Origin of the sequence: Pedobacter fastidiosus (assembly GCF_014306625.1) — a bacterium.
Taxonomy (GTDB): Bacteria; Bacteroidota; Bacteroidia; order Sphingobacteriales; family Sphingobacteriaceae; genus Pedobacter; species Pedobacter fastidiosus.
Genome location: NZ_JACRYL010000012.1, coordinates 1 through 21,736 on the forward strand (window position 1 = coordinate 1; position 21,736 = coordinate 21,736).

Below are 21,736 nucleotides of genomic sequence, written 5' to 3' on the forward strand. Positions count from 1 at the left end.
AACCACAGATGCACACAGATAAACACAGATTTTGGAGTGCTTTTTATTTGCCACCAATACCACAGATCAGGATCGGCCTGGGTTCGTGTCTCCACGAAACGAAATTAGTTTAAGGGCACGTGGTGACAAGTACCATGGCATTTGGCGTTCGGAATGGATTGACGAAGTGGATAAATCACCTCGTCAGTCCATTTACTTAATTTTTTTTTTAAAATCTTCCTGTTAGGCTAACTCCATAGGTTTTGGGATTGCCTAAATGTGCTGCTCCAAAATCGTAAGCATAATCTATGTAAGTTTTATTGCCTAAATTTCTTCCCCAGAAAAACAAGTCGAAATGCTTTTGTGTAACACCAATTTTCGCATTGTAAAGATTGTAGCCTTTCTGTTCGATGTTGTTACCTAAATCGTAAAACTGATTTCCGGTAAACGACCATTCACCACGTGCTACCAGATTTAATTTAGAAATTTTATCTACTTCATAACTGTACTGCAAAGCCAACATCGATGTTAAATCTGGCGTGTACAATTGTCTGTTTCCATCTAAATTAACCGTTGTTCCGTTTTGTGGCAATTGAAGCGAAGTATATTTAGCATCGGTATAACCCAAATTATAATCTACGTTGAATCCCTTAAAAGGTCTTGCTGATAATTCAGCTTCTACACCTTTACTGGTCAACTTGCCTGCATTTCTGGTAATGGTTACTGCATCTGGCAAAATTAAAACCGGAACTTGAGCATCTGTTAATCGAATATAAAAAGCAGAAACATTAACTGTTAAAAGGTGATCTAAAAAGGTATTTTTCGAGCCAATTTCGAAGTTATTGCTGTATTCTGGTTTGTAAGAAACCAATGGTAAAACCGAAGGATCTGATCCCAATTGAGTAATTCCACCTGCTCTGTAACCTCTGCTGTAATTCCCGTAAACATTATTGTTCTCGGTAATAGAGTAAGCCAAGGTAAACTTTGGAGAGAAAGCTTTGAAATTTGCGCTAGATACGGTATCATTTTGGGTGGTAATTGGATCCATTCCATCCATTAAAAATTCGCCTAAAGCACTTTGTTTCTTATGTTCGTAATCGTAACGCAAACCTAAAGTGGCTTCTAATTTATCTGTTAAGGCATAAGAAACCTGACCGAACGCGGCCAAACCGTAACTTTTACCAGTATTGGTATTTAAGCTGGTCACATTAGGAAATGGTGCGCCAAGCAATGGTCCGTCTTCGCCAAAAAATGTACCTTGTTTAACTGGATTGTACTGATGAAAGCCATATAAACCTGCCAACCATTTAAATTTAGATGTTGTTGAGGCTGGCGAACTGAACTTAATTTCTTGCGTATAAACCTGAACTTTATTCCAGTCTTTACCATAATCGTTAATAATCGAGACACCATCAATTGGAGAAAAATCGCCATCAATAGGTTGTTTGTAAGATCTGTAGTTAGATTGATAAGCCGTTTGCGAGGAGAAATTAAATGAATCGCCAGTATAGTTGGCCGATAAAGACGCATTAAACAAATTATCAACCATTTCTGTGGTGGCATTTTGATTTAACTTAAACGGATTGGTAAGCGCTTCTTCTACCGAGCCTGCCAGCGGAAAAGTGCCATTGTTTCTATTTTCGTTATGTTTTACGTTTAAAGTTAACTCAAATTTAGAACTTGCTTGAAGCTTTAAATAATAGTTCCCCAGGTAACCATGGAGCTTGTCGAATTTAGAATTGTTAAACTCATTCGTGTAAAAGCCACTTTGCCTATTAAACAATCCGGCAGCGCCGAAGAACAATTTATCTTTAATTAAAGCCGTACGAATGCCCGCACTGTAGCGTTGTTGACCGAAATTACCAATGTCTACACCTGCAAAACCGCTCGTATAATTGGTGGGTTGTTTTGTAATAATATTGATTACGCCACCCATCGCGTTTCTGCCATAAAGCGTTCCTTGTGGCCCACGAAGCACTTCTATTCTTTCCACATCGAATAAGGATGCGATGTAAGTATCTAAGCCAAATTGATTTACACCATCAATATAGGTTGCAATTGCAGGATCGTAAGAAGTTGTTCCAATACCTCTAATTGAAGTTACATTTCTGCCATCGCCTGGATTACTGCTGTATAAATTCGGAACAATTGTAGATAAATCGCGGGTATTCTGAATTCGGTAATCGTTTACCTTGTTAGCAGATAGTGCAGTTATACTCAAAGGAACATTCTGAACATTTTCCTCGGTTTTCTGTGCCGAAACTGTTACTTCATCAAGCTTTAAATTGGCATCTGATAAAACCACATCCAAATTTTGATTGCTGGTGATAATTTTCACTGTGGTTGCATAACCAATTGCAGAAAAACGAAGACTTAGTTTCCCAGCTGGAACATTGTTAAATTCGAAATCGCCATTGGCGTTTGTAACGGTATTTAGGTTGGTATTTAAAATTTGAATACTCACCGCAGGGATGGAAGCATTTTTATTGTCTTTAACTGTTCCTGATAATTTTTGCTGTGCATTCGCTGCAAAGCTGAAGACTATACTTAGGCATATCAGGGATATGATTTTTTTCATTTCAATTTTTTCAAATAAAAACGGTCGGCGTTTCCACCAACCGTTTTAGACTAACAATTAACTAATATTTATTTTAAAGAATTAATCCAAGCTGCAATTTTTAAAGCTTCAGCTTTGGTTACCTGTGGCATTGGAGGCATTTCTGTTGCATAACCTGGCCAATTTTGTGGCTGAGGATTATGAATTAACTGAAAAATTTTATCTCCAGAATATTTTCTTTTCGCAATTTCTACAAACGCAGGTCCGATTTGTCTTTTGGTTGCATTGTGGCAAGCCAAGCAAGTATTTTTGGTTAACAAACCTTCTACTTCTTTAAAAGTAGGTGCTTTTGCTGCAACAGAAACTGCTTTAGTTGGAAGCGATTTAGATTCTGGCACTTTAGCTGGCACTTTAGCCGTTGAAGCTTTTTTAGCAGCAGCGGAAGTTGTAGGAACCGTTTCAGAGTTTTTTGTACTCACTTCTTTCATCGATAATTTATCGCCATCAGGGATTTGATTTAGCGTGTAAAAAGCTACAGGGTGAATGAGTGAATAAAAACCATCTTGAGATCTCAAGCCATCCAAGGTTAAGGTATGAATGTAATATTGACGAAGGTTTTGAACAATAATTCTCGCTTTTAAACCATCTTCTGAAACCTTAACTCCAGAGATTTTTAATTTTTCTGTATTTACCGGAGGCGATCCATAAACTGGATGATATTTGTAAATGAAGCTTTCTGCGGAATAAGAAGCTAAATCTTCGGCCGATTTACGATCAACCGGTTTAGTAAATTCAATTTCGAAACCATCAGGCATTGCTCTAACGGCTTTCATTTCGAATGGAACTTTGTTGTTGTAAACCAATCTTTCTAAACCTTCGTTTGCATCACCTGCAGATCCCCAACCACGGTTGGTTTCGCCTACAAATAATGAACCATCAGTTCCCCAAGCCAATCTTAATACACCCGAACGGAAACCTTTACGGAACAAAAATGAAGCACCTTGCTCCTCGCCTTTTACAGTTTCCATAAAAATTCTAGAAATGATACTCATTCCTTGATCGCCGACTAAAATTTGTCCGGCAAATGGACCAAAACTATTCGCAGGGATTTTTACAGGCTCTGCAGAAGAGATTCCTAAAATTCCGTAAGGCAACCAAACCGCTGGCAAACGCAATTCGGGGAAAGTTTTCTTCATTTCGAAAAGCGTTTTGAACGTTTCGTTAACTCTATTTTCTGGTTTAATGTATCGGCCTTGCTCGTTTTTAATCCGGCGTTCATCCATTTTAGAATAGAAGAAATCGGATTGCAACTTAACTGGAGAATCAGATCTGCTTGTCCACCTTAAACTTGCAGGGTGACCCATAAAATCACCTTTATTTACTTTCCACAAACCGCCTGAGCCTACCCAGTCGCCTTGATTTTCTGTATAATAAAATTGATTATCCAACATTCCAATTCCTGCTGGAGAACGAAGTCCTGCAGCATACGGCGTCATTTTGCCATCTTCGGTAATGTTCATTGCCCAGCCACGCATCGGCACACGGCTTTCGGCTCTCCACCACTCTTCATCGCCAAAGGCTACATTTGCGGTTACTAAAAAAGTACCATCAGCAGCTATTTTTGGCCCGAAGCTATATTCGTGATAATGACCACTTAAAGGCCAGGCATAAATGGTTTCGTAAACATCAGCCTTGCCATCCATATCCTTATCAATAAGCTTGGTTAATTCGCCACGTTGCGCAACGTAAAGGGCACCATCTTTATAGGCAATACCCAAAATTTCGTGCAATCCGTAGGCAAATCTTTTCCAATATGGTTTAGAGCTGGTTGGATTTTGAACAATGTAAACTTCGCCTCGGCGGGTAGAAATTCCTAAATCGCCATTTGGCAAAGTAACCAAACCGCCAACTTCTAAAATTGGCCCCTCGGGAACTTTTACTTTATTTATTCTGAAAAAATCTTCTTCTTTCGGTGTTTCCTGTGCAAAAAGTGTAGAAAAACTTAAGCTTAATGCAAGTATCGTTAGTGTTTTAAATGTATATCTCATCATCATTCAGATTAAAACAAAATGGTATAATTTAACTTACTGCCAATTGCTACAATAATTTCTTTTTTACCATCTACATCTCTAATAATCGGCTTCGAAGCGCCTTCTGGAAATTGTAGGTAATAAGATTTATCATCAATTAGATATAATCCTTTTGAAACCTCTTCGATATTTGAAGCCGTTGCTAAAAGGAAATAAAAATCTTTTGATGGTTTATCAACAGAAATTTCTCTGGTTAAACCTTGTCCATTGTCCATTACTTTAACCGCATCGGTAACAGTTGAACCATAAATAATGTACTTAAACTCTGGTCTTTCTTGGTTATCCATTACATAACCCTTTGTACGGAAACCTGTTCCTACGGTATCAGCAACCCATTTATCTTTATCGCTAGCCAACCTAGAAATTGCTAGAACTGGCTTTTGGGTAAAGCGGGTTACACTTCCCAAAGGGCGAGAAGTTCCATTACCTCGATCGTGCCACATTGGCGTTGCATCGATAAAACCACCATGCCATCCTTGTAAAAGTGTGCCGTTATCCAAATCGTAACTGTAAGCTGTTTTTTCTGGTCCGCCAACCGAAATTGCATGTACCGAACGCACACCCGGAACTACATCTATAAAACTGCGGATCATATTATTGCTTGATGCATCTACATAAATTGGATCATCATCATTGCCTTGATTGTTTCTCGGAAACTGAGAAAGTGGGGTAATTTCGATATTTTTAAATGCTACAGAACCATGATCGCCTTGCAAACGCAGTGGACCAGTTGCTTTTTCTGCACCAGCTGCCCCACGAGTTGCACCGAATAACTCTACATTTTCGTGGATGGTGATTCCGTTTAATTCAACGCTGATAATTTTTGCATTTTGGGTTTTTTCAGATCCATTAAATTTAGGTGCCTGAAAAACTATTTTAATGTGCTGCCATAAACCAGGCGCTTTACTTGCATTTTGACGTGGGGCAATTCCTCCAAATCCTTTTTCTCCATCAGGTTTAGAATCATTCCAACGTTCGTAAATACCACCATTATTTGCGGATGTTGCATTTCTTAATCCCCAGGCATCATCAATTTGGATTTCGTAATTTCCTTGAAGATAGATTCCAGAATTGGTTCCTTTGGCGGTTAAATAATCAAGCTCGATTAAGGCATCGCCAAATTCGGTATTGGTGTATAAATCTGATCCCGCACTTTTTGCAGATGATTCATTTACCAAAATGCCAGTTCCCTTTGTGGTTTTTAATACATTTTCTTTCGTTAAATCGGTAAAAACATTTTCTGCTAATGACCACGATTTTGCAGGGTTTTTAAATGCAGAAAGATCTTTAAGATCTATGCGCTGGCCAAATGCCAGAAAGGTTCCGCTAAGCCAGAGAATGGTTGCGCAACCCGCCTTTAAGACGTTCAATTTCATATTTGGTTTGTTAGTAATTAGCCAGTTAAAGCTAATATATAATTATTTTAAAACCTATCGGATGAAGTTTTTACTCCATCCGATAGATGATATTTTTATTTTTCTGTTGATAACGAATAAGGGAAATCAACAGGATTTGAACCTCTGGTTTTGTTTGGTGATGCCGTCATGTTAAAGTTTAACACTGCTCCATTTTGCAAACCACTATGGCTGATCCAGTTTTTAGAATATGGTTTTCCGTTTAACTGTAACGACTGTACGTAACGATTGCTATCGCTATTTGCACCTGCATTGATCACTACCGTTTTGCCGTTTTCTAAAGTAAGCGTTACCTTTTTAAATAATGGCGCACCTAATACATACTGATCTGTTGCTGGCGTAACAGGATAAAATCCCATTGCCGAGAACACGTACCATGCAGAAGTTTGTCCGTTATCTTCATCACCGCAATAACCATCTGGTGTTGCTTTATACATTCTATTCATGGTTTCTCTAACCCAATATTGAGTTTTGTAAGGCGCACCACCATAGTTGTACAAATAAATCATGTGTTGAATAGGTTGATTTCCATGAGCATACTGACCCATGTTTGCAATCTGCATTTCGCGAATTTCGTGAATTACACCACCGTAAGCACTTTCATCAAATACTGGAGGCATAGAGAAAACTGAATCCAATTTGGTTACAAATTTTTCATGACCGCCCATTAATTTTGCTAAACCATCAACATCCTGGAAAACCGACCAAGTGTAGTGCCAGCTATTTCCTTCCGTAAAAGCGCCACCCCATTTAAACGGACTGAAAGGGCTTTGGAAAGTTCCATCCTGATTCTTACCACGCATTAGGCCAGAAGAAGGATCGAAAAGGTTTTTGTAATTCATTGCTCTTTTCTTATAAATCGCGATTTCTGAGGCTGGTTTGCCTAAAGCTCTACCCAATTGGTAAATCGTGAAATCATCATAAGAATATTCTAATGTTTTAGCTGCGTTTTCATTCTTTTTAACATCGAATGGAACATAACCCAATTCATTGTAATATTTAACACCATCGCGACCAACAGCTTCCATCGGGCCTTCATTGTTAGCGCCATGTTTTAAAGCATCCCACAAAGTATTAATATCGTAACCACGCATGCCTTTAATGTAGGCATCTGCAACTACAGAAGCCGAATTGTTACCCACCATAATGTTGGCATAACCTGGGCTACTCCATTCTGGTAACCAGCCACCTTCTTTGTAATCGTTAATTAAACCTTGTTGCATCTCTTTGTTAATTGATGGATAAACCAAGTTTAAGAAAGGATATAAGGCTCTAAATGTATCCCAAAAACCAGTTCCAGCAAACATATAACCTGGTTTAACTTCGCCAGTGTATGGGCTCCAGTGTACAATTTGGTTTTGAGCATCTACTTCATACAATTTATTCGGGAAGAATAATGTACGGTACATACAAGAATAGAAAGTACGGGTTTGATCAATCGTACCACCTTCTACTGCAATTTTGCTCAAGGTTTTGTTCCAAACGGCCCTCCCTTTTGCTTTCGTTGCATCGAAACCATCATTAGCTAATTCTCTTTTTAAATTGATATCGGCCTGTTCGAAACTAATAAATGATGAAGCAACTTTTGCAGTTACTTGCTCGCCTTTAGTGGTTTGGAAACCAATAACAGCACCAGCATGGTTTACGGTTAGTTCTAAATCTTTATCATTAAGTTTTTTATCATCCCAAGTTTTGGCCAATTTGAAATCTTTATTGAAATAGATTACAAAATAGTTTTTGAAATTTTTAGGGAGTGGTCCGCGGGCATATTTAGTGGTGTAGCCAATAATTTTGCGTTCTGCAGGAATAATCTTAATGTACGAACCTCTGTCTTGAGCATCTACAACTACAAAAGAACTATCCGTTTTTGGGAAAGTAAATCTGAATTGCGCCGCTCTTTCTGTAGGTGTAATTTCTGTGGTAACATCAGCATCTGCTAAGTAAACGCTATAGTAATATGGTTTTGATACTTCGGCTTTATGGCTGTACCAACTTGCACGATCATCATCAGTAAATTTTAATTTTCCGGTTACTGGCATGATCGAGAAAGCGCCGTAATCGTTCATCCAAGGAGAAGGTTGATGGGTTTGTTTAAAGCCACGAATTTTATCTGCACCATAAACGTAAGCCCAGCCATCGCCGTTTTTGCCGGTTTGCGGGCTCCACATATTCATTCCCCAAGGCAAGCCTATTGCTGGGTAAGTGTTTCCATTCGATAAATCTGGTTTAGATTGTGTACCCATAAGTGGGTTAATCCAATCTACCGGATCTGTAATTTTGCCAACAGTTTGTGCGAAGCTGGTTGAAGCTGCAAAACTTAATAAGGCGATGAACAGTTTTTTCATTTTTGTATGTTTCAGTTATTGTGTTTCTATTTTGATTGTTCTAATGAAGGGTTTTTAACATAATCTGCCCAAAGACCATCGAGATCTTTTCCGGTTAATTTTGCCCAAATCTTAGGGGTATAAGTATGATCTCTTAACGAATCATCTACAGCTTTAACCGTTCCGGGTTTAACATATTTTTCTATCCAGGCAAAAAACCGAGCGGTTATTCTGTAGCTATTTTTATAAGAATGTTCTGGTTTTAAATCAGGAAGGGTCCAATTTGCACCTGCATTATCCACACCGAATTTGTAACGGGCATAATCGGCAATGCCTTCTGTTAACCACCCCGGGCCAACGCTTCTGCCATAATCCTGAACAATGTGCATCACCTCGTGGGTAACCACATCAATATCTTCTGGGTGTGTAATCATCCAGATGGAGCTAAAACTTACTTTACCATCGCTGGTTGCGGCAACACCTTTATAATTTGTATCTACAAAGAACTTAACCTCTTTCATTGTAGATGGGTTATACTCTTTTGCAAGTTTAGGATAGACTTCAAAAAAGGTCTTAATCAAACGCTTTTTCAACTGAGGATCTAAACCAGCAAAATTACTTTCGAAAGAAAGCGTGTACCCATTTTTCTTAATTATTTCTTGAGCTTTTAATTTAGAGAGGGGCAACAATGCAAACGTTGCCAAAACGCATGAGAAAATTATCTTTTTCATTTAAATCTTTGATTTTTCGACTTTGGTTAGTTTATTGTTCCGCAAAATAAATATAATATGTAAAACGTTTTACTAATCATCAAAATTTTTTTTATAACATTTTTGTTTTATGAACTAATTGCCTGATAAGAATGATCCCAACAGCCTGCAGCACCAATTAATGCCGCGTTTTCTTTAAGCTCAGAAATTTTTATCGAGGCATATATTTCATTTCCCTTTAAGGTAGATATAAGCTCTGGAGAAAACTCTGCAAAAGCCTGTGCGATATTTCCACCAACTATAACTACATCAATTTTATACTGATTAATAATCGGGATTAAAAATTTAGCCAAGTTGTGCCCAAATTCCATAAAAACCCTAATCGCATCATGATCCGATGGTACCAAAGAAACCAGTTCTTTTACGCCCGCCAAAGTTTTATTGGTTAACTGTTTATAACGTTTTACAAACCATTGGGTTGATAAATAGTCTTCTGCAATGCTGTTTAAAAAGTTAGAATCCCAAAGTGCAGCATCTGTTGCTTTATAATCGATACAAAATGCCGAACCCAATCCTGTACCCAAAGTTAAACCCATAACACTTGTATTCCCTTTGGCCGCACCTGCGAAAACTTCTCCTTGTAAAAACCCAGCCGCATCATTTATAAAACGAATATTTGCTGGGAGGATATTTAATCGCTTGGCGAGCTCTTCCTTAATATTTACCTGATATAAGGCCTTAAATTTATCCTGATCCTTGATTAAGGAAATGCCATTTTCGTAATCAAAAGGACCAGGCATAGCGATACCAATGTTAATATCGGCTCCGCTGTAATTTTCAAATGACTCCTGAATTATTTCTGTCCAGCCACTTAAAATACTTTCTGCCGAACCATTAGAATCTATAAAACATCGCTTTACCGATTCTGCTATTAAGCTTTTTTCATCAATATCTACAATTCCTGTTGTAATATGGGAACCACCAATATCTACCCCCAATGCAAGGGCCTTTACTTTTTCTATCAAACTATCTTCTTTCATTAAAAACACCGAACTCTGCTAATTCTACTTGGTTATCAAACTTATCTATTAAAATTCTTACTTTTTTTGCCCAAACCCGATCAAAGCGATGGATTTTTATTCTTGATGCATCGTTCCCTTTAACAATAGGCTTCCACTCACCACCATCACTATATTCCAATCTATACGAAGAAATGTTTGCAGATTTCTCTGCAATAACAATCATATTTAATGCCTTATCTCTATCGAAAGTGATTTCGAACCAAGGCTCTTTAACCGTTGGATTGGAAGACCAAGTTGATCCGAAACTATCATCGTTTGCAAAATCCATTAGGTTCATATCATCACTCCAGCTAGAATTGCTGGCTTGTTTCTTGGCAATATTTGGAGATATAATTGGTGCAACATTAGGTGGCAATGCTGGCAAAGGGCCTTCGTTTTTCCATTTTGTTCCAATTTCTTTCAAGGTAGCCAAAGCATTATCATCAATTAAGCCATCGCGATTTGGCGCAACATTTAAAATGAAATTGCAGTAGGCCTGGTTTAAAGGTTTAATCATATTGTTTACCAAAACATCGGCAGATTTTACTGGCGTTGTAGGGAAATCGGTTTTCCAAAACCATGCGGTATTAATTGGCAAACAAGATAAAGCGGGTAATTTGTTGCTTTCCTTTTTTATATGCTGACCAGCACCTTGCTCGTAAGATTTTATATCTGTGTAGTACAAGGCTTCTGCTGGATATTTAGCGGCGTTTAAATCCATAACCAAACATTCTGGCTGGATTGATTTTATTAAGGTGTAAATTTCTTCAAAAGGAACATCATCATAAGAGATTCTAGACCATGGCGCATCCCAACCATCGATAATTAAAGCATCTATTTTACCATAATTGCTTAGTAATTCCTTCAGCTGAGCCTTAATAAATTCGATTTTTTCTGGTGTAATTTGTCCCGGACGAATTTTATGATGTGTATCCAAAATTGAATAATAAAGCATCACTTTTAAACCTTCTTTTCTGAAAGATTCTGTATAAGCTTTTACAATGTCCTTTTTGTAAGGACTGCTCATTACGCTATAATCTGTGGTTTTTGTATCCCAAATTGCAAAACCACTGTGGTGTTTTGTGGTTAAACAACCATAGCTCATATTGGCAGATTTTGCCGCTTTTGCCCACTGATCTGTATTTAACTTTTTAGGATTAAAGATTGATGGACTTGCCTCAGGATCAGCCCAATCCTGATTCATGTAGGTTGGAATGTTGTAATGGATAAACATACCAAAGCGGAGATCAACAAAATCTTGTTGTCGCTTGGCTAAGCTAACCGTTTGCTGTGCAGATAAATTGGCGCTGAATAAATTGGCCAAAATAATAACTGTAGCATATTTTAATGCTTGTTTTAATTTATTAGTAATCATTTGTGTGTGTGATTTCTAAATGCTAAAATAGTTTATTATCCATTTATTTTAGGTAACATCCTTGCTAGTCAATATCCTTATTTTGTAGGTAAAGCGCCCAAAGCTCGTCAAGACTTTTACCCGTAATCTCCTTCCACGAATCTGCAGAATAAGTGTTGTATTTTAAAGCTGTATTTAGCTGAATAATTGTAGTTGATTCTTTATATTTATTTACCCAAAGCAGGAATCGAGCTGCAACCCGGTATCCCATTTTATAGCTGTGAAAAGAACTTAGTGAAGGCAAACTCCAGTCAGCAGCTGCGTTGTTAAGTCCATATTGAAATCTGCCACAATCTGCCAAGCCTTCAATTAACCATTCTGGGCCAAGTGCCTTAAAATCCTGTACAATATGCATAAGCTCATGCGTTACCAAATCAGTATCTTCAGGATGTTGTTGCATCCACAATGCGCCTAGCAAAATTTTTCCATTGCCAGAAATGGCTACCTTTTTATAATTAATATCGATGGATATGGTAACTTTTTTAGTTGCATCAGGATTATATTCTGCAACCATTTTCGGGTAAACTTCAAAAAAAGTGTTGGTAATATTTTGACTGAGCTCTTCGGTAATGATTTCAGAATTGTTCAGAAAAACTAATGTATAATCGCCACGCTTAATTAATTGTTCATGTTGAGCATTTGCCTTGAAGCCTAAAAAAAGGGTAATTAAAGAGAGTATTAATAAAGATTTTTTCATTTTTATAATTTTTATTTTGCTTTTTTATCGCTGTATTTTAATTCTACTGATGGATTTTTACCGTAATCATCCCAAAGTTGATCTATTGTTTTACCTGTTAAAGATACCCAAGATTGTTCAGTATATTGATGTGCCCTTAATTGTTGATCGAGCATGGCAATTAAACCTGGTTTTACATTTTGCTCTAACCAAGCAAAAAAGCGAGCTGTAATGCGGTAGCTATTTTTATAACTTTGTTTGTCGTTATAAGCTGGCAGGCTCCATTTAGAGCCCACATTATCTACCCCATATTTATAGCGAACATAGTCTGCAATGCCTTCTGTTAACCAAACCGGACCAGCAGAATAACCATAACCTTGAACAATGTGCATGGTTTCGTGGGTTACTACATCAATATCTGTAGGATGCGCTTTCATATAACCTGCGCTGAAAAGAATTCTATTTCCGCTTGCTTCAGCAACTGCTTTGTAAGCGGTATCTACCACAAAAAGAACATCGTGTGTAGATTTATCGTTGAAAGTTTTAACCAACGTTGGATAAATTTCAAAATAGGTATCGATTAAATTTTTTCTAACGGATGGATCTAAGTTTGGATCTTTGCTAATAAAAGTGAGCTTATATCCTTTGTGTTTTTCGGTGCTATATGAAGACCAATTTTTTGAAAGTGCCGCCCATAATTCTTTATTTACTTTATTTAAAGATTTTCCTTTTACCCAATTGCTGTTTATTTTAATCTCTCCGGCTTTAGCTTTAATGGTTTCTGTTTCGCCATTGGCTACTTCCAATATTACATTTCGTTTTGTTCTATAACCATCAGCATTTGCAAAAAGTGGATATTGCAAATTAAAAGAGGCTGTTAAATTACTTTTGGTTTCAGCATCCAATACATTGGCTGGGTCGGTTATAGTAATTTGAAAATCTCTCTTGTTTTGCGCAAAAACATTAATTGAACATGCAAGCAAAGCAACTATTAAAAAATTCTTGATCATGATTTTTATTCTATGTGTTTATAAACTAAAAAAGAGATTCTGAGTGACCAGAATCTCTAAACTTGAGCATTAATTAATATGTTATGTTAGGAAAATCTTTTTTAGCCTGAACTAACATTGGCGCCCAGTCTGCTCCTTTTTCATCTTTCGAGCCAAAAGCAGCTAATGCAAGTGGAGCCAAATCTGCCTTAGCCGAGCCACTCCAAAAATGAACGAACTCACCAAAATTCATTTTTCTTGTATATTGTTGGTAGCTTTTACCTTGAACAGTTAGTTGTTGTTTGGGAAAATTTTGAGAGAGCAAGGTGAAGAAACCATTTAAAACTTTCGTTTTGCCATAATTTTCATAAATAGGAAGAAACCAATTTTTAAACCATTGTGTGCCCGCCTTAGGATAACTATCTGTTGTGGTCATCATTTTGTTATACCAACGTTGTGCATCAGCCGTTCTTCCCAAACCAAGATATACATCGTATTGATAAATTTCCATCCACTTACTGTCGTGCCAAATATCAAAAGCCGGAGATTCTTTTATTCCTTTTGATGCGCCTTCTACAATATGACCAATTTCATGGGTAGATAAATCAATGTCGTTATCCACTCCTGTTGTCCAAGCATCTAAGCTACTGGCACCACAGTCGGTAACGTTTCTATAATCATGTGCACCATCAAGATAAGTTCCCGGATGACCACCGCTATATTTCCCGGCATGATAAATTACAAAAAGACGGCTATCATCGCCAAATTTGCCATAGGTTTTTTTTGTATAATTCCAAGCTTCGGCCATGTAGGTTTTAGGCCAAACGATAGTAGGCTTAACATCGCCATCATAATAAACAACTACGCTGGTATCATAATAAACACGATTAAGTAACTGAACATGCTCAAACCAATGTTCCTTCCATGTCTTTGATGGAGCATCTGGTGGATCAATTGCTTCTACAATTGGAGGTGCAGGCTTTACCGCATCGGCTTCTTTTTTACCATTGCAGGCAAGCAAAGCGAAAAGTACAATTACTGATAAGGAGAAAATGTTTTTCATAGCTTTAATATAATTGGTTAAAAAAAGCACCGAGTGTTTCACTCGGTGCTGTATGTATTTTACCAGCCTGTATTTTGTACAATTACAGGAACTTTTTGAATCTCACCGTTCGGTATTGGCCATAAATAGTGTTTCTTTTGGAAAACTCTATTTTCAGTTACTACCGGTGTGTAAAATGTTGGTGCATTTTGGGTAATGTTTAAACCTCTGATCTGAATATCAGTAGTTTCTGCAATTTTCCACTCTCTGGTGTAGAAATAACGATCTAACTCAAAAGCAAGCTCAACACGTCTTTCTCTACGAATGGCATCTCTCATATCCGTTGGAATTGGAAGTCCGCCTCCTCCATAAATTGGAATACCTGCTCTAGTACGAATTCTGTTTAAGTAGATTAAAATATCAGGATCTGAAGGATTTGACTCCTGTAACGCCTCAATATAATCCAAGTAAATTTCAGCCAATCTAATTGAGGTAAAAATTGTTCTACCACTTGTCCACCCGGCTACAGTTAAATGCTTTCTAGAAGTATATCCTGTTTTAGTATAATCATTGTTCGCAATAGCACCTTTACCTGCATTACCACTGTTTGTAAAATCGGTGATGATACTTGATTGTGGATTAATCCATTTACGACCTGTGTAGGTAATATCTGCATAGAAACGAGGTTCGCGATTTACGAACATATTGCTAATTACTCTTGGCGCTGCCTGATCGTTTGGATCTGGAGCTTGGTAAGTTGATGTTCCATTAGCGGTATATGTAGGGTCACTTTCTATCGGTAATCCATTTGCAGTAAAAAACGCATCTACCAATTGTTGAGATGGAGATAAGAATGAACCTCCTTTATCGCCACCTGAAGCTCCATTATGATTCGGCGCTAAAGAATATTGATAAAAAGTTACATCGCCACCTCTACCAAAAATAATTTCAGAATTCCATCCATTTAAAAACACATCTCTAGTTGCAATAAACGCTCTATTAAAAGCAGTATTTGGCAAACCTGATGGCGTAGCGGCAACGCTGTAAAGTGCATAGCTAGAATAGTTAGGATTATTTAAAAATGACTTCGCAGTAGTAGCTAATCTAGCCCATTTTGCAACATTATAGGTTTGACTGATTAATTGCTTCCCATCTTGATTTCTAAGACCAGCATAATCTGTATTTCCATTAAACAAAGGACGAGCAGCTGTTAACAAAGTTTTGATTTTGTAGGCTTCTGCAACAGATGCAGTAACATGACCAAAATCTTCATTTGCTTGTGGTGTAGCCGGTAAACGAGAAATAGTTGCATCTAATTCACTGATGATGTACTCTACACATTCATCCATTGAGTTTCGTGGCTTACTAATGGCCTCAAGTGGTGCATCAGAAGCAATTGGATCATTACCCAATAAAATTACCGGACCATATTGTCTGATTAAATAATAGTAATAAATTGCCCTTAACGCTCTTGCTTCGTTGTAATAACGGTTTACAATATCTAAACCACCAATGTTACAATCAGTACATCTAGTAACGTTTGCCATAAAAGAACTTGCCGCTTGAATACCACGGTAGTAGTTTTGCCAATGATAATTTACATTTCCACTGGTTGCATCCCATGCACCTGTATTTACATTTTCGGTAAAATTCGGTAGCGTGTAATCTGCCTCATCAGAAGCAGCTGTCCACGGACCTATATTTCCGGATGCACTAGCCGAACGATCTTGATTTTGATCTGGCAAAGTAGAATACACATTTGCCAAAGCCTGATCAACAGTAGACTTTCTTTGATACAATTGATCAAAAGTAAGTCTATCATCAGGTACTTGATTTAAAAATTTCTTACAGCCATAATTGCCGACTATCAACAATGCCCCTACTGTATATATTAATATTTTTTTCATTCTTTTTAAGTTTAAAAATTAGCTGTAAGACCTAAAGAATAATTAGATGTTAATGGATATCTCGTACCGTTATTGGTTAAAAGTTCTGGATCCCAAAGCTTAAATTTACTAATGGTAAATACGTTATAGCCAGTTGCATATATTCTTAAGCGTTTAATACCGATAGATTTTATTCCTTCTTTAAGTGTATAACCTAAATCTGCATTTTTCAATCTCAAGAAGCTGACATCACGTTTCCACCAAGTACTAGCTTGGTAGTTATTGTTGTTCGTACCACCGTAAGATAAACGTGGGTAAACAGCATCTTGACGAGGGTTTGATGGTGTCCAACGATCTGAAGCAACTGCCAACATATTACCTAAACCACCTGAGTTTGCAAATGATGGAATATTTAAGATGATATCTGCGTTATCTTGGCCTTGGAAGAATAATCCAAAATCGAAGCTTTTAAAGGTTAAGGAGAAACCAAAACCATAAGTGGTACTTGGAACATCACCTCTACCAATTGCGGTTTGATCGAATGAATCGATTTTACCATCACCATTTAAATCTTTGTATTTGATATCGCCCGGCATTAAAGTTCCGAATTGAGTTGGACTGGCATTGATCTCTGCCTGAGTATCAAATAATTTTTCTGCGATGTAGCCAAAACGAGTAGAAGCTAAAATATTAAGTCCTCTTTGCTCTAACCAAGGGTAAGCCTTTGGTGCTTGATCGTTCTCAATAACTTTATCCTTATTAAACGTAACGTTTGCTCTTAAATTAAGCGACCAGTTTGTGCCTAATTTTGCATCATATTGCAAAGTACCATCAATACCCTTATTCTCAACAATACCTAAGTTACCAATTGGCGTGTTGGCCAAGCCAATATAATTAGGTACAGTACCTCTACTAATAAATTGATTTTCTCTTCTTTCTTTGAAAAAATCTACAATTAAGGATAGATTATTGTTCAAAGTTTTCATTTCAAAACCTAAATCTTGTTTGCGGGTTTCTGCCCAAGTTACATCTACTCCATAAGCAGTTACACCTAAACCATTTGATCCAAGATTTCCGTTCTGACCGAATGTATAACCACTTGCACTACCAACTTTAGTTAAATAATAGAAACGTTCGCCCTCAGTCTGTACATATCCAGAACCACTACCTCCACTACCAACAATACCATCCGAATAACGGAATTTAACCATTTGAATGGCATTTTTCAATGGTTCAAAGAATTTCTCGTTAGATAGTAACCATCCTATACCAAGCGCAGGGAAAAAACCATAACGTTTATCTGGTGCAAAGTTTTCTGATCCATTGTAACCCACATTAAATTCGAAGAAATACTTATTATCGTAAGCATATGTTGCACGACTGGCAACACCTTGTAATCTATAAGGAAGCGAAAGTGTTAAGTTACCCGCAAATGGTGTAGTATTATCGTTTTGGTTATACAATAATAAACCACTTACAGCATGCTTACCAAATGTGCGGTTATAGTTAACAGCAGCTTCAAAGTATATTTTCTTATCCCCGCCATTAGCAATACCGTAGTTTAAGAAATCCTGTCCTTGAAGAACCAATCCATATTTGTAACCTGAGCTTGCATTACCCGGAACGATATAAGGATCATTAGGGTTAATTCTGTATAAGGTTTCTCTTTTCGTTCTAGCTATCGTATTATTGTTGTTAATATCGAAAGAGAACATTGTTGTAGCCGATAAACCTGGGGTTATTTCTTTCAAATCTTGAGTTAAACGTAGATTCGAATACAATTGGTTAGTGTAACCAGAGCTGTATCCATTTCTGGTAACATCACCATAAGGGTTACGTTGATCTGCTTGAGGACTAATTCCCGGCAAACTTCCGTTTGGATAAAGCACTGGAAAAGATGTAGGATTAATTAAGAATGCTTGGCTAAAGATATCCTGCGCACCCAAGTTGCTTGGAAAATTGCTTTGTCCTAAAATACCTTTAATACCTAAATCCATTTTTGTAGTACCCGTTATATCCCAATTTAAGTTTGCACTTACATTATAGCGACTATAACTTTGTTTTGTAGATGAGTTTACAGCTTCATCCGTTTTAAACAAACCGTCTTCACCATAATAGCCTAAGGAAACATAATATCTTGCATTACTTACACCACCAGAAAGGTTAGCAGTTGCTGATCTATTTCTACCGAAATCGTTATAAATAGCATCAAACCAGTTTACATTTGGGTAAAGAATTGGATCAGTACCAGCTGCAGTATTTTGAACCGCATTTATTGAATATGCTGGCGTAAATGCACCTGCGGAACCACCTCTTAAATAATCTGAGTATTTCGCCTCATTAGCTAAATTCATATAATCTACACCATCAATTAATTGTGGTTTTTTGGTGAAACGGCTGATACCTTCATAGTATTCTACATTAATTTTTGGAGAACCCGTTTTTCCTTGTTTTGTATTGATTAAGATTACTCCATTTGCACCGCGAATACCATATACAGCCGTAGCAGCCGCATCTTTTAGTACAGTAAAGTTTTCTACATCATACACACTAATATCATTCAGGTTACGGTTAGGAACTCCATCTATAATTACCAATGGCCCTCTATCACCTGCGGTAAGTGAAGATATACCACGAATAAAAATGTCTGATCCTGTTGCACCTGGCTCACCATTTCTACTAACGTTTACAACTCCTGGAATACGACCAGCCAATAATTGACTCATACTAGAAACTGGTTGTCTTAATTCATCAGCTTTCACAGATGATTGAGCACCAACCAAACTTTCTTTTTTCTGTGTACCGAAACCAACAATAGCAACCTCTTGTAGGTTTGCTCCAGCTGTTTCTTTTAAAACAATATCTATAGTTGTTTGCGTGCCAACAGTAATTTCTTTAGTATCATAACCAACATAGGTTACAATTAATACTGAATTTTGATCTGGAACGGTAATGGTAAATGCTCCATTCACATCCGCAGCTGCGCTTGTAGAACTGCCTTTTACTTTAACACCAGCTCCAGGTAAAGGCAAACCCTTTTCGTCTTTTATTATACCGCGTAGTACAATATCGGCCTTGGCTTTAGCAACCAAAACCGAACTATTTATATTAACAGCAGAAGCATTAGCTGTTGCATAAAAACCACTGCTTAAAGCTAAGGTCAATGCGATAGCCTTTAAAGCACAATCTTTAAGCTTGAGTCTACCTCTAGTTAAATTTGTAATTCTTTTCATCATAATTATTTTGTTATTAACAGATTACTTTTGTTAGGTCTATTGATCAGTTGAAATAAAATTTTAATGCCCCGGGTTAAATCGTAGACAGAAATATTAATATGTTTTATTTACTGAAGTACTATGTAATAGCAACTATTGTTGCTCTTCTGGCACCTCAATTAAACGCCATTCTGACAATTGGAATAAAGAGCCATTATTATTTGCGGTAATACTAAGTCTGTAATATTTATACAGAACTTTGTTTTTGAAATTGTAGGTTTTGGTTAAGTTACGACCAGAAAATGTCTCACCTGTTCTGGTATCAAGATCAACAAAGTTGCTGCCGTCTGTAGAACCACTCAATTTCCAGTTTTTAGGATCCCTATCCGGCGCATCGCCACCCGATGTTAAAGTATATGATGCTACTTGTTGAGGCGCGGGGAATGTTAATTGCATGTAAAGGCTCGACTGGTAAGGATTGATCAGGAACTTTGAGTTAATGTCGTTATCCACCACTTTTAATGATCCTTCTCCTGCCGAGGAGCCACCAGAATTTTCGACGTTTACCGATAGTACTCCCTTAGCGGTTACATCTACTTTTGCTTTCCAGGTAAAAAGATCTACTGATGGGTATTCTTCTTTACCACATCCAAAAAGTAAAACCAGAACTGCACAAAGTCCGATAGCACTCCTGGTAATTTTTAAAAGAGTCATAATTAGTTAAATTAAAGTTTGTTAGTTATTAAATGTGTCTTAGTTGATCGCAGACCAAGGTTGATGATATTTTTAATTGTTTTAAAAGATTTGTATTAGCGGAATAGAACTGTATTGATTCTATTTAAAGGCTTATTGCAAGGCATTTAGATTGTAAGATCTTTTGTTGTATTATACCATACATTTTATAGCAAGTATCGAATACACCGAAACAAAAAAATTTATCATTTTGGTCTTAAGGTGTTAAGTCATTCACCTTTTGCTTCTCTGTAGGAGGCTTAGAATAGTTTTTTTAGTTGAGTTCTTTCATAAAGTTTGGTTTAGGGTTGATTTATATTTAGTTTGTTTATTCGTCTCTTAATCTTTAGGATGAGAGATTGATATGTATAATTGGCAATTAATGGATGTAAGTTGGTTTAAAACTAGACTAAAACGTTTTAGTATAAAATCCTAAAAAAAAACTGCTTGATTTATAGCAGAGTTTATGCTTTGGAAGTATTCGGTCGGACTAAAACGTTTTAGCATTCAATAATAAAGATTATTTATGGCAATAAATTGCAACATATCCGTTACAATTTAAAAAGGCCAAATTATAGCCTTGATTTAATTGAGAATCCATATGAAATTTTCAATTTCAATTAAAAAAAGAGCAAAAATATGAGGAAATATTTATTTTTTATTTAAAAAATAGAATATTATTGGGCAGATTATTATAATTTTTAAAATAATCTGCCCAATAACAATAAACTGTAAATATTTAGGACGCGATAGACTTAAAACTTACATCGCTACAGCTTGCAGCCCCAATTAGGGCCGCGTGTTCTTTCAATTCTGATATTTTAATAGCCGTATGAATTCCATTTCCCTTTAAGGTGGCAATTAATTCTGGTGCAAAAGCATCAAAGGCTTGGGCAATGTTCCCTCCTATTATTACAATATCAATTTTTGATTTCTTGATGATAGGAATTAAGAACTGCGCTAAATTATAACCAAACTCCATAAATACTCTGGTTGATAAATGATCTACATTTACGATGCTTACCAGCTCCTTAACACCATCTAAATTTTTACCACTTAACTGCTCGTATCGTTTTACAAACCAACGGGTAGATAAATAATCCTCGGCAATTCCATCCAAAAATGGTGAGTTCCATAAATCGGCATCAATTGCTTTATCATCAATACAAAGTGACGAGCCCAAACCTGTTCCCAATGTTAAACCCAATACATGCGCATTTCCTTTTGCTGCACCCGCAAAAACCTCTCCTTGCAAAAAGCCTGCAGCATCATTAATAAAATGAATATTCCCAGCTGGTATTTGTAATCTCTTAGAGAGCTCTTCCTTTACGTTTACCTTGTATAATGATTTAAATTTATCTTGATCCTTAATCAGTGAAATTCCCTTTTCGTAATCAAAAGGACCTGGCATTGCTATGCCCAAATGACGGGCATTATTTGGAATCCCATCAAATGCATCATTTATAATTTCGCACCAAGCTGCAAAAATAACTTCCTTACTTTCTTGAGCATTAATCGCACTGCGCCTAATCGAATTTTGTACTAATGTTCTCGTCTCTAAATCTACCAATGCAGCAGTAATATGCGAACCGCCTATATCTACACCTAATGCAACGGACTTTTCCATTCTATATCTATCTTGTATT

Annotated in this window: 14 protein-coding genes; all 14 read right to left on the reverse strand. The window is 36.9% G+C overall.

Annotated features, from left to right (window positions below):
* Nucleotides 1-208: 208 nt before the first annotated feature.
* The 14 genes from H7U22_RS14060 to H7U22_RS14125 all read right to left on the reverse strand — a co-directional run bounded on the left by H7U22_RS14060 (nucleotide 209) and on the right by H7U22_RS14125 (nucleotide 21,717).
* Nucleotides 209-2,557, reverse strand: a complete 2,349-nt coding sequence (locus H7U22_RS14060) for a TonB-dependent receptor (RefSeq protein WP_187071993.1) — start codon at nucleotides 2,555-2,557, stop codon at nucleotides 209-211.
* Between the two features lie 68 nt (nucleotides 2,558-2,625).
* Entirely contained in the window at nucleotides 2,626-4,584 is a 1,959-nt protein-coding gene (locus H7U22_RS14065) for a c-type cytochrome (RefSeq protein ID WP_187071994.1), read from the reverse strand.
* A gap of 11 nt (nucleotides 4,585-4,595) precedes the next feature.
* On the reverse strand, nucleotides 4,596-6,002 hold the full coding sequence (locus H7U22_RS14070) for a 3-keto-disaccharide hydrolase (protein ID WP_187071995.1): 1,407 nt from the start codon (nucleotides 6,000-6,002) through the stop codon (nucleotides 4,596-4,598).
* Nucleotides 6,003-6,097: 95 nt separating this feature from the next.
* Complete coding sequence (locus H7U22_RS14075; RefSeq protein ID WP_187071996.1) at nucleotides 6,098-8,386, reverse strand: GH92 family glycosyl hydrolase; 2,289 nt, start codon at nucleotides 8,384-8,386, stop codon at nucleotides 6,098-6,100.
* 26 nt (nucleotides 8,387-8,412) lie between these two features.
* Nucleotides 8,413-9,096: a basic secretory protein-like protein gene (locus H7U22_RS14080; protein ID WP_187071997.1), complete on the reverse strand. Its 684-nt coding sequence runs from the start codon at nucleotides 9,094-9,096 to the stop codon at nucleotides 8,413-8,415.
* A gap of 107 nt (nucleotides 9,097-9,203) precedes the next feature.
* Nucleotides 9,204-10,115 carry an ROK family protein gene (locus H7U22_RS14085; protein ID WP_187071998.1) on the reverse strand — a complete coding sequence of 304 codons (912 nt, stop codon included), beginning with the start codon at nucleotides 10,113-10,115 and terminating at the stop codon, nucleotides 9,204-9,206.
* Nucleotides 10,102-11,511 carry an alpha-L-fucosidase gene (locus H7U22_RS14090; protein ID WP_187071999.1) on the reverse strand — a complete coding sequence of 470 codons (1,410 nt, stop codon included), beginning with the start codon at nucleotides 11,509-11,511 and terminating at the stop codon, nucleotides 10,102-10,104. Before H7U22_RS14090 ends, H7U22_RS14085 begins: the two co-directional genes overlap by 14 nt.
* 64 nt (nucleotides 11,512-11,575) lie before the next feature.
* Complete coding sequence (locus tag H7U22_RS14095; protein ID WP_187072000.1) at nucleotides 11,576-12,247, reverse strand: basic secretory protein-like protein; 672 nt, start codon at nucleotides 12,245-12,247, stop codon at nucleotides 11,576-11,578.
* An 11-nt stretch (nucleotides 12,248-12,258) separates the two neighbouring features.
* Nucleotides 12,259-13,236 (reverse strand): basic secretory protein-like protein, encoded by a 978-nt coding sequence (locus H7U22_RS14100; RefSeq protein ID WP_187072001.1) that lies wholly within the window; start codon nucleotides 13,234-13,236, stop codon nucleotides 12,259-12,261.
* A 73-nt stretch (nucleotides 13,237-13,309) separates the two neighbouring features.
* A complete protein-coding gene (locus H7U22_RS14105; RefSeq protein ID WP_187072002.1) occupies nucleotides 13,310-14,278 on the reverse strand; it encodes a hypothetical protein in 969 nt (322 codons plus the stop codon).
* 59 nt (nucleotides 14,279-14,337) lie between these two features.
* Nucleotides 14,338-16,164, reverse strand: a complete 1,827-nt coding sequence (locus H7U22_RS14110; protein WP_187072003.1) for a RagB/SusD family nutrient uptake outer membrane protein — start codon at nucleotides 16,162-16,164, stop codon at nucleotides 14,338-14,340.
* 11 nt (nucleotides 16,165-16,175) lie between these two features.
* Complete coding sequence (locus H7U22_RS14115) at nucleotides 16,176-19,379, reverse strand: SusC/RagA family TonB-linked outer membrane protein (RefSeq protein ID WP_248284756.1); 3,204 nt, start codon at nucleotides 19,377-19,379, stop codon at nucleotides 16,176-16,178.
* 132 nt (nucleotides 19,380-19,511) lie between these two features.
* A complete protein-coding gene (locus H7U22_RS14120) occupies nucleotides 19,512-20,072 on the reverse strand; it encodes a discoidin domain-containing protein (protein WP_187072004.1) in 561 nt (186 codons plus the stop codon).
* Between the two features lie 757 nt (nucleotides 20,073-20,829).
* Nucleotides 20,830-21,717, reverse strand: coding sequence for an ROK family protein (locus H7U22_RS14125; RefSeq protein WP_187072005.1), 888 nt, complete (start codon nucleotides 21,715-21,717; stop codon nucleotides 20,830-20,832).
* Nucleotides 21,718-21,736: the final 19 nt, after the last annotated feature.

Bases quoted from the DNA above. Each gene is read 5' to 3' on its own strand.
- H7U22_RS14060 (WP_187071993.1), bottom strand. From the start codon at position 2,557: ATGAAAAAAATCATATCCCTGATATGCCTAAGTATAGTCTTCAGCTTT.
- H7U22_RS14065 (WP_187071994.1), bottom strand. From the start codon at position 4,584: ATGAGATATACATTTAAAACACTAACGATACTTGCATTAAGCTTAAGT.
- H7U22_RS14070 (WP_187071995.1), bottom strand. From the start codon at position 6,002: ATGAAATTGAACGTCTTAAAGGCGGGTTGCGCAACCATTCTCTGGCTT.
- H7U22_RS14075 (WP_187071996.1), bottom strand. From the start codon at position 8,386: ATGAAAAAACTGTTCATCGCCTTATTAAGTTTTGCAGCTTCAACCAGC.
- H7U22_RS14080 (WP_187071997.1), bottom strand. From the start codon at position 9,096: ATGAAAAAGATAATTTTCTCATGCGTTTTGGCAACGTTTGCATTGTTG.
- H7U22_RS14085 (WP_187071998.1), bottom strand. From the start codon at position 10,115: ATGAAAGAAGATAGTTTGATAGAAAAAGTAAAGGCCCTTGCATTGGGG.
- H7U22_RS14090 (WP_187071999.1), bottom strand. From the start codon at position 11,511: ATGATTACTAATAAATTAAAACAAGCATTAAAATATGCTACAGTTATT.
- H7U22_RS14095 (WP_187072000.1), bottom strand. From the start codon at position 12,247: ATGAAAAAATCTTTATTAATACTCTCTTTAATTACCCTTTTTTTAGGC.
- H7U22_RS14100 (WP_187072001.1), bottom strand. From the start codon at position 13,236: ATGATCAAGAATTTTTTAATAGTTGCTTTGCTTGCATGTTCAATTAAT.
- H7U22_RS14105 (WP_187072002.1), bottom strand. From the start codon at position 14,278: ATGAAAAACATTTTCTCCTTATCAGTAATTGTACTTTTCGCTTTGCTT.
- H7U22_RS14110 (WP_187072003.1), bottom strand. From the start codon at position 16,164: ATGAAAAAAATATTAATATATACAGTAGGGGCATTGTTGATAGTCGGC.
- H7U22_RS14115 (WP_248284756.1), bottom strand. From the start codon at position 19,379: ATGATGAAAAGAATTACAAATTTAACTAGAGGTAGACTCAAGCTTAAA.
- H7U22_RS14120 (WP_187072004.1), bottom strand. From the start codon at position 20,072: ATGACTCTTTTAAAAATTACCAGGAGTGCTATCGGACTTTGTGCAGTT.
- H7U22_RS14125 (WP_187072005.1), bottom strand. From the start codon at position 21,717: ATGGAAAAGTCCGTTGCATTAGGTGTAGATATAGGCGGTTCGCATATT.